The sequence below is a fragment of the Pseudomonas japonica genome (assembly GCF_013522925.1).
GTDB lineage: Bacteria > Pseudomonadota > Gammaproteobacteria > Pseudomonadales > Pseudomonadaceae > Aquipseudomonas > Aquipseudomonas japonica_A.
This window is the reverse complement of the sequence record NZ_JAAMQU010000006.1, coordinates 315,038-328,550: the sequence shown is the minus strand read 5'-3', so window position 1 is coordinate 328,550 and position 13,513 is coordinate 315,038. Positions and strand designations below refer to the sequence as shown.

The window sequence follows — 13,513 nt, the reverse complement described above, 5'->3', positions numbered from 1 at the left end:
GGCTGGTAATCGCTGCCGTCGCGGCCCTGAGCCTATTGCGCCAGCGCTCCACCCACGACGGTGCGTCGGCCACCCCCGCGCTGGCAGATAGATAATTCGGATAATAGTTAATTGACATAACTATATGGGCGGCGTAACGTCGCTTCACCGCTACAACAACGAACAAGAGGTGTGTGATGGGCAGCTACGACAACCGCTGGCAAACCGTGACTGTGCAGGTGGAAGACGGCATTGGCTGGGTCACCTTTAACCGGCCCGAAAAACGCAACGCCATGAGCCCCACGCTCAATCGCGAAATGCGCGACGTGCTGGAAACGCTCGAGCAGGACGCAGACGCCCGTGTAGTGGTCCTCACCGGCGCTGGCACCGCCTGGACCGCGGGCATGGACCTCAAGGAATACTTCCGCGAAGTCGACGCCGCCCCGGAAGTGTTCCAGGAACGTATTCGCCGCGACGCTTCGGAGTGGCAGTGGAAGCTGCTGCGCATGTATAGCAAGCCCACCATCGCGATGGTCAACGGCTGGTGCTTCGGCGGTGGTTTCAGCCCGTTGGTGGCCTGCGACCTGGCCATCTGCGCCGACGAGGCCACCTTCGGCCTGTCCGAAATCAACTGGGGCATCCCGCCCGGCAACCTGGTGAGCAAGGCCATGGCCGATACCGTAGGCCATCGCCAGGCGCTGTATTACATCATGACCGGGAAGACCTTCGAGGGGCCTGAAGCCGCCCGTATGGGCCTGGTGAACAAGAGCGTGCCACTGGCACAGCTGCGCGAGGAAGTGATCCTGCTGTGCCAGGACCTGCTCGACAAGAACCCAGTGGTGCTGCGGGCCGCCAAGAACGGCTTCAAGCGCTGCCGGGAATTGACCTGGGAGCAGAACGAGGATTACCTGTACGCCAAGCTCGATCAGGCGCAGTTGCGCGACCCTGAGCGCGGCCGTGAGCAGGGCCTCAAGCAGTTTCTGGATGACAAGAGCATCAAGCCGGGCCTGCAAGCGTACAAGCGGTAAAGCGAGGAGGGCGCCCCGAGCGCCCGGCCGCTGGCGATTCCCGACAACGATAACAAAGAGGAATGTCCATGTTCGAAGTGCCCCTGCTGATCGGCGGCCAGGCCCGCCCGAGCAGTGATGGAAAGACCTTCCAGCGTTGCCACCCGGTCACGGGCGAGGTGGTGTCGGTGGTGAGTGCCGCCACGCTGGAAGATGCGGACGCAGCCGTCGCGGCCGCCAGCCAGGCATTTGCAACCTGGTCGGCGCTGCCCCCTGGCGAGCGCCGTGCGCGGTTGCTTCGGGCGGCGGACGCCCTGCAGGCGGCCCAGCCACAGTTCATGGCGCTGGCTGCCGAAACCGGTGCCAAGGCCGACTGGTTCGGCTTCAACGTGAAGCTGGCCGCCAACATGCTGCGTGAAGCGGCTGCCATGACTACCCAGATCCAGGGGCAGGTTATCCCTTCGGACGTGCCCGGCAGCCTCGCCATGGCGCTGCGCCAACCGGTAGGCGTGGTACTGGGCATCGCCCCCTGGAACGCGCCGGTAATCCTGGCGACCCGCGCGATCGCCATGCCCCTCGCGTGCGGCAACACCGTGGTGCTCAAGGCCTCGGAAGCCAGCCCCGGCACTCATCGCCTGATCGGCCAGGTGCTTCACGAAGCAGGGCTGGGCGATGGCGTGGTGAATGTGATCAACAACGCCCCCGCCGATGCGCCGGCCATTGTCGAGCGGCTGATCGCCAACCCGGCGGTGCGGCGCATCAATTTCACCGGCTCCACGCGTGTAGGCCGGGTAGTGGGCGAACTGGCGGCTCGGCACCTCAAGCCGGCGTTGCTCGAGTTGGGTGGCAAGGCGCCGCTGCTGGTGCTGCATGACGCCGACCTTGACGCCGCTGTCGATGCGGCCGTGTTCGGCGGGTACTTCAACCAGGGGCAGATCTGTATGTCCACCGAGCGGCTGGTGGTGGACGAACGCGTGGCCGATGCATTCGTGGACAAGCTGGCGGGCCGTTTGCGTGGCTTGCGGGCAGGTGCGCCCGAGGACACTCAGTGCGCCTTGGCCTCTATGGTGGATACCGCCTCGGCCGAGCGCGTGGCGGGCATGGTCAGCGAGGCGGTGGCCCAAGGGGCCGTTGCCATATTGGAAGGCAGCCGCGACGGCAGCGTGCTGCAGCCCAGCCTGCTGGATCGGGTAGAGCCGCACATGCGGCTGTACCACGAAGAGTCGTTCGGGCCGGTGACGGTGGTTATTCGGGCGGCAGGCGATGAGGCCCTGCTGGCGGCCGCCAACGATTCTCCGTTTGGGCTTAGCGCCGCTATTTTCAGCCGCGATGTCACCCGCGCCCTCGCGCTGGCGCAGCGACTGGAATCGGGCATCTGCCACATCAACGGGCCCACGGTGCACGACGAAGCGCAGATGCCCTTCGGCGGTGTGAAAGCCAGCGGCTACGGCAGCTTCGGTGGCCAGGCAGCGGTTGAGCAGTTCACCAAGTTGCGCTGGGTCACGGTGCAGCACGGCCCCCGCCATTACCCGATCTGAGCCCTATTAAGCGCCGCCTGGCCGGGCCGGGCGGCAGCAGAGGTAGCGAAAAATGGACAGTTCCGTACTGGGCGCCCCACAGGCGCTCCAGGCGCCGCTGCGCGCAGTTGCCATCGGCCAGCCGGGCGTCAGCGTTCGGCGCGAAGGCGACACCTTGTATCTACATTCCACGCAAGCCCTGGCACCTTACCCGCAGCGGCTGATGGAGCGCCTGCGGCATTGGGCGCAGGGAGCGCCCGAGCGCACGTTCGTGGCCCGCCGCGACGCTACTGGCGCCTGGCAGCGCATTACCTATAGCGGCATGCTGGAACGGGCCCGCGGCCTGGGTGCCTGGCTGTTGGAGCAGAACCTGGGGCCGGAGCGTCCGCTGGTGATTCTCTCCGGCAACGACCTCGAGCATGTGGTGCTGGCCACGGCCGCGCTGTATGTCGGCGTGCCGTATTGCCCGGTGTCGCCGGCGTATTCGCTGGTTTCAAAAGACTATGGCAAGCTGCGGCACATCGTGGAAACCCTTCAGCCGGGGCTGGTGTATGCCGCAGACGGCGCCTACGAAGGTGCTGTCAGCGCCGTGATCCCCGAAGGCGTGCCGGTGATTCTCGGGAAGGGGCAGCTCGCTCATCGCCATACCTTGGAGTTTGACAATCTGGAGGGCGATAACGACCTCTCGAGGGCTGACGCGGCATTCAACGCGCTTACCGCCGAACACATCGCCAAGTTCCTGTTCACCTCCGGTTCCACGCATTTGCCCAAGGGGGTGATCACCACCCAGGGCATGCTCTGCGCCAACCAGCAGATGCTGTTGCAGACCTTTCCTGCCTTTGCCGAGGAGCCACCGGTGCTGGTGGACTGGCTACCCTGGAACCACACCTTCGGCGGCAGCCATAACGTGGGCATCGTGCTCTACAACGGCGGCACCCTGTATATCGACGATGGCAAGCCCACCCCGCAGGCGTTCGAGCACACCCTGGCGAACCTTCGCGAGATCTCCCCTACGGCGTACCTCACCGTGCCCAAAGGCTGGGAGGAACTGGTGAAGGCACTGGAAATCGACCAGGCGCTGCGCCAGCGTTTCTTCGCTCGGATCAAACTGTTCTTCTTTGCCGGGGCCGGCTTGTCCCAGGCCATCTGGGATCGCCTGGACCGGGTGTCCATCGCACATTGTGGCGAGCGGATCCGCATGATGGCCGGGCTGGGCATGACCGAAACCTCGCCGTCCTGCACGTTCACTACCGGGCCCCTGTCGCTGGCCGGGTATGTGGGGCTGCCCGCCCCGGGTTGCGAAGTGAAACTGGCCCCGGTAGACGGCAAGTACGAGGCCCGCTTTCGCGGCCCCCATGTGATGCCGGGCTACTGGCGGTCACCGGCGCAGAGCGAGGCGGCGTTCGACGAGGAAGGCTTTTACCGCTCTGGCGATGCGTTGCGCCTGGCCGACCCCGCCGACCCGCAGCAAGGCCTGATGTTCGATGGCCGAATTGCCGAGGACTTCAAGCTGAGCTCAGGCGTATTTGTGAGCGTCGGGCCGTTGCGTACGCGGGTGATCCTCGAGGGCGCGCCTTATGTGCTGGACGTGGTGGTGCTGGCGCCGGATCGGGAGCAGCTGGGGCTGCTGATTTTCCCGCGAATGCCCGAATGCCGGGCGTTGGCCGGGCTGGCTGAGGGGCGGCCGGACGAAGAAATACTGTGCAGCGCGCCGCTGCGCCAGTGGTTGGCCAACCTGTTACAGCGGCTGAACCGCGACGCCACCGGCAGCGCCAGCCGCCTGGCCTGGGCGGCTTTTGCCAGCGAACCGCCGTCGATCGATCGCGGCGAAATCACTGACAAGGGCTCGATCAACCAGCGGGCCGTGCACGAGCATCGCGCCCTTTTGATCGACGCCTTGTACGCCGGGGAGCACCCGCTGAGAGTCGAGCCTGTGTAAAGCGCACGCGGCTTCCCTGGCTACGCCAGGTCCCACAGGGTCCGAGCCAGGCGTGACTGCGTATAGGCCAGGCCTGCGAATTACGCGGCGTACACCTTGCGCAGCAAACCCAACAGCTGCGCACGTTCGCTATCGGTGAGGTTCGCGGTGGCGGCGGCATCGCTTCTGGCAGCGACCTCTTGCAACTCGCCCAGCAGCGTTTCGCCCGCCTTGCTCAGGTACAAGCCATACGAGCGTTTATCTGCCTTGCTGCGGATACGCGCTGCCAGGCCCATGGCCTCTAGCTTGTTAAGAAGAGGCACTGCCTGGGGCGGCTCGATGGCCAGCCCACGGGCAAGTTCTGCCTGGGTAATTCCTGGTGCGTCGTGAATGATCGCCAAGGCGGAGAACTGCGCCGGGCGCAAGTCATAGGCCGCAAGCTGCTCTACGAAGTGCTGGAATACCTGAATCTGCGCGCGCCGCAAGGCATAGCCCACGAGGTCATCGAGGCCGGGCACGGCGGAGGTGAGGGTGGGGGCAATAGCGTCAGCAGTCATGGGGCCAGGCTCGGGAAAACTCGTTATGGAGTGTAACGGATTTCCCCTGTATCCGCGCAAGCACTGGCGCCGGGAGTAAAAGCGGTTACCCTTGGGCACAGCATTTTCATCGGGAGCCCTCGCCATGCCGGATTCACTCTTGCAGCGCCTGAACATCACCGTGCCGATCATCCAGGCGCCCATGGTAGGCGTCTCCACGCCGACATTGGCCGCCGCAGTGTCCAATGCCGGCGGGCTGGGGTCGCTGGGGCTGGGCGCCAGCAGTTCCGAGCAGGCTCGTGCGATGATCGCCGAGGCTCGCGCGCTCACCTGCGGGCCGTTGAACCTCAACCTCTTTTGCCACGCACCTGCCCAGGCGCAACCGGAGGTGGATGCCCGATGGCTTCAAGGCCTGGTGCCTTTGTTCGCGGAATTCGGGGCTACCCCGCCCGCCACCATGAAGGAAATCTACCGGACCTTCGTGGGCAACCACTCCATGCTGGAGGTGCTGTTGGACGCACGCCCGGCGGCGGTGAGTTTCCATTTCGGCCTGCCGGGTGCCGAGGCGATCGAAGCGCTGAAAGCAGTAGGTGCCGTTCTGCTGTGCTCGGTCACTTCGCTGGAAGAAGCCGAACAGGCCGTGGCAGCGGGCGTGGACGCGTTGATTGCCCAAGGTTACGAAGCCGGCGGCCACCGTGGGGTTTTCGACCCTGCGCGGGATACCCAGTTAGGCACGTTGGCGTTGGTCCGCCTGCTTGCCCAGCGAGTGAACCTGCCGCTGATAGCAGCGGGTGGGATCATGGACGGCGTAGCCGCCCGCGCCTGCCTTGACCTTGGCGCTAGCGCCGTACAGCTGGGTACGGCGTTCATTCGCTGCCCTGAATCCGCCGCCAGCCCGGCCTATCGTGAGGCGCTGGTGGGGCCGCGAGGCCACGATACCCGTATTACCGCGGCCATCTCCGGCCGCCCGGCGAGGGGCCTGGTAAATCGCAACTTCACCAGCCTGGGTAGCACCGGCATTCCGGATTACCCGCTGGCCTACGACGCCCAGAAAGCCCTCGCCGCTGCGGCTGCCGCCAAAGGCAGCGGTGCCTTCGCGGTGCAATGGGCAGGCCAGGGCGCACCGCTGGCGCGAGCGATGCCGGCGGGCGAGTTGGTAAGGGTGTTGGTAGAAGAGATGTGGCAGGAGGGTAACCCTGTGGTCATAGCCCAGAGCGTCAGCTCATAGCGAGCAGGCGTGTATCGAGCGCGAAGCGTTCCTGGGAAACCAGTTTGAATTTGCCGGCAGCGAGCTCGCAACTCAGGAGCAGGTTCCAGGAGTGACGCGTGACAGCTGATGGAAGCAGAACGAATTCATGTTTGCTAGAAGTGCATCACCAAATTGCTGTTGACGCGTAAACCACGCGGCGACCGGGTGGGTTCCACCGCCCCCCAGTAACTTGAGCACCGATACCGCTCTTGCATGGCTTTTTCAGCCAGTCCTCGGCGAGTTGCTGTGTACCGAACACACGAGTGGCGTGCTCCAGGGTGTGGGCATACTGGAACGCGACGGTACTCTGCTGTTGATTCAGCCGAACAGCCTCGCCCCCTTTGGAAAGACGTTGGACAGTCCTGAGCGGCTTGCCCGTAATACGTTGAACCAGCCCATGTTCCATATAGAGCTGCGACGTGGAGAGCATATTGCGCACGTCGGTGAGGCTGAATCCTTCCTTGGTGTACTGGATGATGGCCTGACGGGTGTCGCCGCTTCGTCCATGAAGCAAAAGCTCCACCGGGTTTTTGCCGACCCGTTCCGTTCGGCTGCGAGCTGAGGGGTCAACTCTGCTGGTTTTCGACGCCGGGGTGCTGTTTCGCATGAACAGGTGCCTCGTTACGACATCTGACGCGATCATAACGCCAGATGGCAGAGCGGGAAGCCTAGATGTGTAACAGCGCCTGTAGTGATGTGGGCAGATCTGCAATTGATCCATTTACCCACCTCACCCACCCAAGGTAGCATCGCCCTGCAAACACCCCGCGCGATGCCTCCCATAATAATCAGACCGCACACGTGCTCTGGCCCATGGTCCATAGCGGCGTGCGCGTGCCCAGGCGTTGGGCGATCTTGTTCCGTCGTTCCGTACCGGCACTCCGCTGGGCGGGCCCTGATTCAGAGTGAGTAACATGAGTTCACAGGCAACGTCCGGCTCCGACAGCTGGCTGGGGGTTATCGCCCTGGCGCTGGGGGCATTCATCTTCAACACCACCGAGTTCGTGCCAGTGGGGTTGCTGTCCGCCATCGGTGGCAGCTTCGAGATGACCACTGCCCAGGTCGGGTTGATGCTCACGGTGTATGCCTGGATCGTGACGGTGATTTCCCTGCCGATCATGCTGCTTACTCGTAACATCGAGCGGCGACGGTTGTTGGTGATCATCTTCGGCCTCTTCGTGGTGTGCCACCTGTTGTCGGCGTTCGCCAACAGCTTTGCGATGTTGCTGGCGTGCCGGATCGGTATCGCCTTCGCTCATTCGGTGTTCTGGTCCATCACCGCGTCGCTGGCGGTAAGGGTGGCACCGCCCGGGCGCCAGGTGCAGGCCTTGGGGCTTTTGGCCACCGGCACGTCGTTGGCCATGGTGTTGGGTATTCCCCTGGGCCGGGTACTGGGCGAGGCCTTTGGCTGGCGCACTACCTTCGCGGCAATCGGCATAGCCGCCTGCGCCACCTTGGTGGTGCTGGTGCGCGCGTTGCCAGCGCTGCCCAGCCAGAATTCCGGTTCGCTGCGCAGCCTGCCGGTGCTGTTCAAGCGGCCAGCGCTGATGCTGCAGTACGTGCTTACGGCGCTGGTAATCACCGCCCACTTCAGCGCCTACACCTATATCGAGCCGTTCGTGGCGCTGGTGGCTCAGCTGCGTGGTGAAACCACCACGGGTTTGCTGCTGGTATTCGGCGGTGCTGGCATCCTCGGCTCCCTGCTGTTCAGCCGCTACAACAACCGCTTCCCGCGTGGGCTGCTGCTTACGGTCATCGGCGGCCTGGCGGTGTGTTTGCTGGCGATGGCGCCGGTGGCGGGCACCTTGCCGTTGCTGGCCTTGCAGAGCGGCCTTTGGGGAATATTCATCATGTGCTTCGGGCTGGTGCTTCAGGCTCGCGTACTGAACCTGGCACCGGATGCCACCGACGTGGCCATGGCCTTGCATTCGGGCATCTACAACATCGGCATTGGCGGCGGCGCCCTGCTGGGCAGCGTGGTTACCAGCCAGCTGGGTGTTGCCCATGTAGGGCTTGTGGGCGGTGCGCTCGCCGTGGGTGGGCTTGCACTGTGCGCATGGGCTACCCGGCGATATGGCGTACCCGTGCCGCAACCGGGCGCCGCGCCGGTCGCCTTGCACTAGGGTGTGGTTTTTTTTCTTCGACGCTGGCGCCTTGGCGCGGCCCCGCTACCGTGTAGGCATAGTCGGCGTTGAAGGAGAACAGCATGCAGCTTCACGGCAAGACCGCCCTGGTCACCGGGTCCACCAGTGGTATCGGCCTGGGCATTGCCCAGGTATTGGCAAAGGCCGGGGCCAGGCTGGTCCTCAATGGCTTCGGTGACCCGCAGCCCGCACTCGAACAAATAAGGGCGCTCGGCGCCGAGGCCATCCACCACCCGGCGGATGTAAGTAAGCCGCAAGATATTGCCGCGCTTATTGAAGCCACCGAAGCGGCCTTCGGCGGCGTTGACGTCCTGGTGAACAACGCTGGCATCCAGCACGTGGCCCCGGTGGAGGAGTTCCCCGTAGAGCGCTGGGACGCCATTATCGCGATCAACCTCTCCTCGGTGTTCCACGCCACGCGCCTATGCCTGCCCGGCATGAAAAGCCGCGGCTGGGGGCGCATTGTGAACGTCGCCTCGGCGCATGGCCTGGTGGGTTCAGCCGGCAAGTCGGCGTACGTGGCCGCCAAGCATGGCGTGGTAGGGCTTACCAAGGTAGTGGCGCTGGAAACGGCGCAACTGAACATCACCTGCAACGCTATCTGCCCGGGCTTTGTGCTCACGCCGCTGGTGCAGCAGCAGATCGATGCCAACGCGGCCAATGGCTTGACAGCGGAGCAGGCGAAAGCGGAGCTGTTGTCTGAAAAGCAACCGTCGCTGGAGTTTGTGACCCCTGAGCAGCTTGGCGAGCTCGTGGCCTTTCTGTGCAGTGACGCCGCCCGCCAGGTACGCGGGGCGGCCTGGAGTATGGACGGCGGCTGGACAGCCCGATAACGGTGCTAGCGCCTTTGCGCCCGGTTCGCTGAAACATTTTGATGCTACCTGCCGGCAAACGGCTCATCTTTCGCGCCGCGCTGCCGATCAACAGGCATCAAGAAGGAGCTTCGCATGCAACTCAACCGGTTTCGTATCGCCACCCGTGCCTTGGTCAGCTTTGGCCTGATTGCATTACTGATGCTCGCGTTCGGGCTGTTTTCCATTCACCAGATCACGCGCATGCGTGAAGCGGTGGTGTACACCGAAGAAACTTCGCACGCGGGCACCCGTTATATCGCGCAGATTCGTGATAACCAGTTGGGCATTCGGGTAATCACCCTGCGCATGATGATGAACCGCGACCCCGCTGTGCTTAAGCCCACTGTGGACCGGCTGTTGTTCCTGCGCGGCGAACTGGACAAGTCCATGGCTGCGTACCAGACGGTGAAGACGCCCGCGGCCAGCGAGGCCTTTGCGCAGATGCAGCAAGTGGTGGCGGGTTACAACACCCAGCTGGATGCTTATCAGCGCTTGTCTGAAGCCAACGACACCGACGGCATGCTCAAGGTGCTCAATGGCCCTATCCAGGATGCATCCAACAAAACCGGCGACCTCTTCAATGCGCTGGTGAAAATCAACGCCGACAATGCGGCGCGCTTCACCGAGCAGGCCCGTGCGGATTACGACGTGGCGGTCCGCGCCACCGTTATCGCGCTGGTAGTGGTGTTTGCCCTCACCGTATTGCTGGCGTGGCTGCTGACCCGCAGTATCGTGCGGCCGCTGAACCATGCGATCGACGTGGCACGGCAGATTGCCGATGGCCGCCTCACCGCAGCGATCCAGCCCGAGGGCGAGGATGAACCGGCGCAGTTGCTGCAGGCGCTGGCAGTGATGAAGCAAAGCCTGATCGACACCTTGCGGTTGATCGGCGATTCCTCGCACCAGTTGTCCGCGGCAGCAGAGCAGATGACCGCCATCACGCACCAGACCGCCAACGACTTGGGGCGCCAGCATCAGGAAGTGGAGCAGGCCGCCACGGCAGTGACGGAGATGACCACCGCCGTAGAGGAAGTGGCGCGCAATGCCACGTCCACCGCCGATGCCTCCGAGCACTGCGCGAAGTCCTCGCAGCAGGGTCGCCAGCGCGTGGACACCACGTTGCAGTCGATCCAGCGCATGAGCCAGAACGCGGTCAGTGCCTCGGGGCAGGTGCGTGAACTGGCGGGGCGCTCGCAGGAAATCGGCAAGGTGCTGGACGTGATCCGTGGCATCGCCGAGCAAACCAACCTGTTGGCCCTGAACGCGGCCATCGAGGCGGCTCGGGCAGGCGAGGCAGGCCGTGGCTTTGCCGTAGTAGCAGACGAAGTGCGCGCGCTGGCCGGGCGCACCCAAGCCTCCACGCGGGAAATCGAAGAAATGGTCGGCGCGATCCAGGCAGGCACCTCTACGGTGGTGGCCACCATGGAAGCCAACCAGCAGCAGGTGCAAACCACTATGCACGAGGCCCAGGTTGCCGGTACCGCCCTGGACGAGATGGCCAAGGCCGTGGGCGAGATCCACGAGCGCAACCTGGTGATCGCCAGCGCCTCGGAGGAACAGGCCTCGGTGGCGCGGGAAATCGACCGCAACCTGGTCAACATCCGCGACTTGTCGGTACAAACGTCCGAAGGCGCCGCGCAGATCGACGCGGCCAGCCAGTCGCTGTCTACCCTGTCGCACCAGCTGCAGGCCATGGTGGCGCGCTTCCATATGTAGCCATAAGGCTATTCCTGGCCGGCATCGGAGCAATGAAACCTTTCCATTTCATTTCTTCGACGCCGGCTTCTATGCTCAGGCTCCCTTCACCCACGGAGCATCGGCATGGTCGACAATCATTTCACCCTCTACGTGGATAGCCGCTTCACCAGCCCCTTCGCCTTGTCCGTGTATGTAGCGTTGCAGGAGAAGGGCCTGGCGTTCGATACCGTCACCGTAGATTTGGCCGCAGCCGAGAACGTGACTGGCGCGTTGGCCGAGCGCCTGCCAACCCGTCGCGTGCCTACGTTGGTGCATGATGGCTTTGCGCTGGCTGAATCCACCGCCATCACTGAGTACCTCGACGAACTCTTTCCGCAAGTGCCACTGTACCCGGCCGACCCTCAATCCCGTGCCCGCGCGCGACAGGTACAGGCCTGGTTGCGCAGCGACCTGGCGGCGCTGCGCCAGGCGCGGCCTACCGAGGTGATTTTCCGAGGCGAACGGCGAGGGCCGTTGTCTGCGGATGCCCAAACGGCGGCCACCAAGCTGATCGCTGCCGCCGAAGCCCTGTTGCCGCTGGGTGCGAGCCACCTGTTCGGCCAATGGAGCTTGGCCGATGTAGACCTGGCGCTGATGCTCAACCGCCTGGTAAGCCATGGCGACCCGGTGCCTGAACGGCTGCGTGCGTATGTGCTGGAGCAATGGCAGCGGCCTTCGGTACAAGCCTGGTGCGCCCTCGGTGCCTGAAGCATATGGTTATGCATTAAGGGTATTTAAATTTCGGTTCTTATGCTTCTAAGCTGGCGCCGCCCGCAGCGAGCGTGGCGGCGCGCTCGGCGCCTCTCATTCCACTACCCAAGAGAGCACCCATGGCTTCGGTACGTTCTATTGCCCTGCTGGCCGCTGTGATCGGCGGTATTACTGCCCAAGGCGTGCAGGCGGAAGGCAAGATCAGCATCGCCCAGCAATTGGGCATCGGTTACCTCATCCTGGACGTGATGCGCGACCAGCACCTGATCGAGAAGCACGGCAAGGCCGAAGGCCTGGACATCAGCGTGGACTGGAGCAGCATCTCGGGCGCCACCGCCATGAACGAGGCGCTCCTGGCCGGTGCGCTGGACGTGGTGTCTGCAGGCGTGCCGCCGATGCTCACCGTATGGGACCGCACCCGCGGCAAGCAGAACGTGAAGGCCATTGCGTCCCTGGGCTCGATGCCCAACTACCTCCTGAGCAACCGACCCGAGGTGAAAACCCTGAAGGACTTCACCGACCAGGACCGCATCGCTGTGCCGGCTGCCGGGGTGGGGTTCCAGTCCCGCACGCTGCAGCTGGAAACCGCCAAGGTCTTTGGCAAGGACGACTTCAAGCGCTTTGACAACCTGTCCATCAGCCTGCCGCACCCGGACGCCACGTCGGCCATGATTTCGGGTGGCCTGGAGATCACCGCGCACTTCTCCAGCCCGCCGTTCCAGTACCAGGAGCTGGAAAACCCCAAGGTGCACAAGGTGCTCAGCTCCTATGCCATCCTCGGCGGCCCGGCCACGTTCAACGTGCTCTACACCACCCAGAAATTCCACGACGAAAACCCCAAAACCTACAAGGCGTTTTATGCCGCGCTGGTAGAGGCCTCGCAGATCATCAAGGCAAACAAACCCGCCGCTGCACAAACCTACCTGCGGGTAGAGCAATCGAAGCTGCCGTTGCCGTTCATTGAGAAGATCGTTCAGGACCCTGAAATCGACTTCACCGTGGTGCCGCAGCGTACCTATATCTATGCCGAGCAGTTGCAGGAACTGGGCGTTCTGAAGAACAAGGCGGCCAGCTGGAAGGATTACTTCTTCGAGGAAGCCCATGGCGACGCCGGCAGCTGACCGTGATCGGCTAGGTGTGAGTCGCCAGCCAGTGGTGGATCATGCCGCTGAGGCGCTCGCCGGAAAAGCTTGGGAAATGCCCCCCGTGTACCGTTCGCACCGGCAAGGCGGCAAGCCGTTCCAGGCTCTGGCGGTATGCGTCCAGGTTTGAATGGTAGGCATCCTCGATCAGCGGGCCGTCATAAATGATGTCACCGCTGAACAGGGTGCCCGTGCTGGCTTCAAACAGGCTGATGCCTCCGGGCGAATGCCCCGGTGTGTGGATCACTTGAAGCACCCGATTGCCCAGGTCAATCACGTCACCGTCCTCGATCAGCCGCGTTGCTGGCGCTGCCCGGACCCGATACTCCGCATAACACAGTGGGCAATCCGGGTGCGCCTCGAACATCTCGTCGCCTATAAAGCTCGATGCCAGGGTGGCGTCATTGGTGGGGTTTGCAAGAATGTGCGCTTCGGCAGGATGCACCAGCCGCTCGGGGAATTCATGGTGGCCAGCGATGTGGTCAAAATGGGTATGGCTGGCCACGGCCAGCAACGGGCGCTCCGTGAGCCACGGCAGCTGCTCGCGCAGGCTGACCACGCCGGAGCCTGTATCCACCAGCACGTCCCGGTCCCGACCGCTCACGTGCCACAGGTTACAGCGATAGAATGGCCGCACCCAAGGCTCGTGAATCAGCTTCACACCGTCAGCCTTGCTGATCACTTCGAACCAGCTGTCACGCGTTACGATCTTCAAGGGC

The 13,513-nt window shown here is 63.7% G+C and carries 11 protein-coding genes and 1 pseudogene; 9 read left to right on the top strand and 3 right to left on the bottom strand.

The window, feature by feature from the left end; genetic code table 11:
- The first annotated feature begins 176 nt into the window (after positions 1–176).
- The 3 genes from G7016_RS12520 (at position 177) to G7016_RS12510 (ending at position 4,442) form a co-directional block, all read left to right on the top strand.
- Positions 177–1,007, top strand: coding sequence for a p-hydroxycinnamoyl CoA hydratase/lyase (locus G7016_RS12520; protein WP_181114565.1), 831 nt, complete (start codon positions 177–179; stop codon positions 1,005–1,007).
- 68 nt (positions 1,008–1,075) lie between these two features.
- Complete coding sequence (locus G7016_RS12515) at positions 1,076–2,524, top strand: aldehyde dehydrogenase (RefSeq protein WP_181114563.1); 1,449 nt, start codon at positions 1,076–1,078, stop codon at positions 2,522–2,524.
- Between the two features lie 52 nt (positions 2,525–2,576).
- The gene (locus G7016_RS12510; protein ID WP_181114560.1) at positions 2,577–4,442 is read left to right on the top strand and encodes a feruloyl-CoA synthase; all 1,866 of its coding nucleotides are present in this window, start codon (positions 2,577–2,579) and stop codon (positions 4,440–4,442) included.
- An 80-nt stretch (positions 4,443–4,522) separates the two neighbouring features.
- Here the strand turns inward: G7016_RS12510 and G7016_RS12505 are convergent, their stop codons facing one another.
- A complete protein-coding gene (locus G7016_RS12505) occupies positions 4,523–4,978 on the bottom strand; it encodes a MarR family winged helix-turn-helix transcriptional regulator (protein ID WP_181114557.1) in 456 nt (151 codons plus the stop codon).
- Between the two features lie 124 nt (positions 4,979–5,102).
- On the opposite strand from G7016_RS12505, the gene G7016_RS12500 reads away from it, so the two are divergent.
- Positions 5,103–6,185, top strand: coding sequence for an NAD(P)H-dependent flavin oxidoreductase (locus G7016_RS12500; protein WP_181114554.1), 1,083 nt, complete (start codon positions 5,103–5,105; stop codon positions 6,183–6,185).
- On the opposite strand, the pseudogene G7016_RS12495 reads toward G7016_RS12500, so the two are convergent.
- Positions 6,175–6,465 (bottom strand): annotated as a pseudogene (locus G7016_RS12495) (RES family NAD+ phosphorylase). The gene G7016_RS12500 and the pseudogene G7016_RS12495 overlap by 11 nt on opposite strands.
- Before the next feature lie 655 nt (positions 6,466–7,120).
- On the opposite strand from G7016_RS12495, the gene G7016_RS12490 reads away from it, so the two are divergent.
- The 5 genes from G7016_RS12490 (at position 7,121) to G7016_RS12470 (ending at position 12,773) form a co-directional block, all read left to right on the top strand.
- Positions 7,121–8,329: a sugar transporter gene (locus G7016_RS12490; RefSeq protein WP_181114552.1), complete on the top strand. Its 1,209-nt coding sequence runs from the start codon at positions 7,121–7,123 to the stop codon at positions 8,327–8,329.
- A gap of 83 nt (positions 8,330–8,412) precedes the next feature.
- Entirely contained in the window at positions 8,413–9,183 is a 771-nt protein-coding gene (locus G7016_RS12485; RefSeq protein WP_181114549.1) for a 3-hydroxybutyrate dehydrogenase, read from the top strand.
- A gap of 114 nt (positions 9,184–9,297) precedes the next feature.
- Positions 9,298–10,920, top strand: coding sequence for a methyl-accepting chemotaxis protein (locus G7016_RS12480; protein ID WP_181114546.1), 1,623 nt, complete (start codon positions 9,298–9,300; stop codon positions 10,918–10,920).
- A gap of 105 nt (positions 10,921–11,025) precedes the next feature.
- Positions 11,026–11,649 carry a glutathione transferase gene (yfcF, locus tag G7016_RS12475; protein ID WP_181114543.1) on the top strand — a complete coding sequence of 208 codons (624 nt, stop codon included), beginning with the start codon at positions 11,026–11,028 and terminating at the stop codon, positions 11,647–11,649.
- Between the two features lie 122 nt (positions 11,650–11,771).
- Positions 11,772–12,773: an ABC transporter substrate-binding protein gene (locus G7016_RS12470; protein WP_181114541.1), complete on the top strand. Its 1,002-nt coding sequence runs from the start codon at positions 11,772–11,774 to the stop codon at positions 12,771–12,773.
- Positions 12,774–12,783: 10 nt separating this feature from the next.
- Here G7016_RS12470 and G7016_RS12465 read toward each other — a convergent pair whose 3' ends face one another.
- Positions 12,784–13,509: an MBL fold metallo-hydrolase gene (locus G7016_RS12465; protein WP_181114539.1), complete on the bottom strand. Its 726-nt coding sequence runs from the start codon at positions 13,507–13,509 to the stop codon at positions 12,784–12,786.
- Positions 13,510–13,513: the final 4 nt, after the last annotated feature.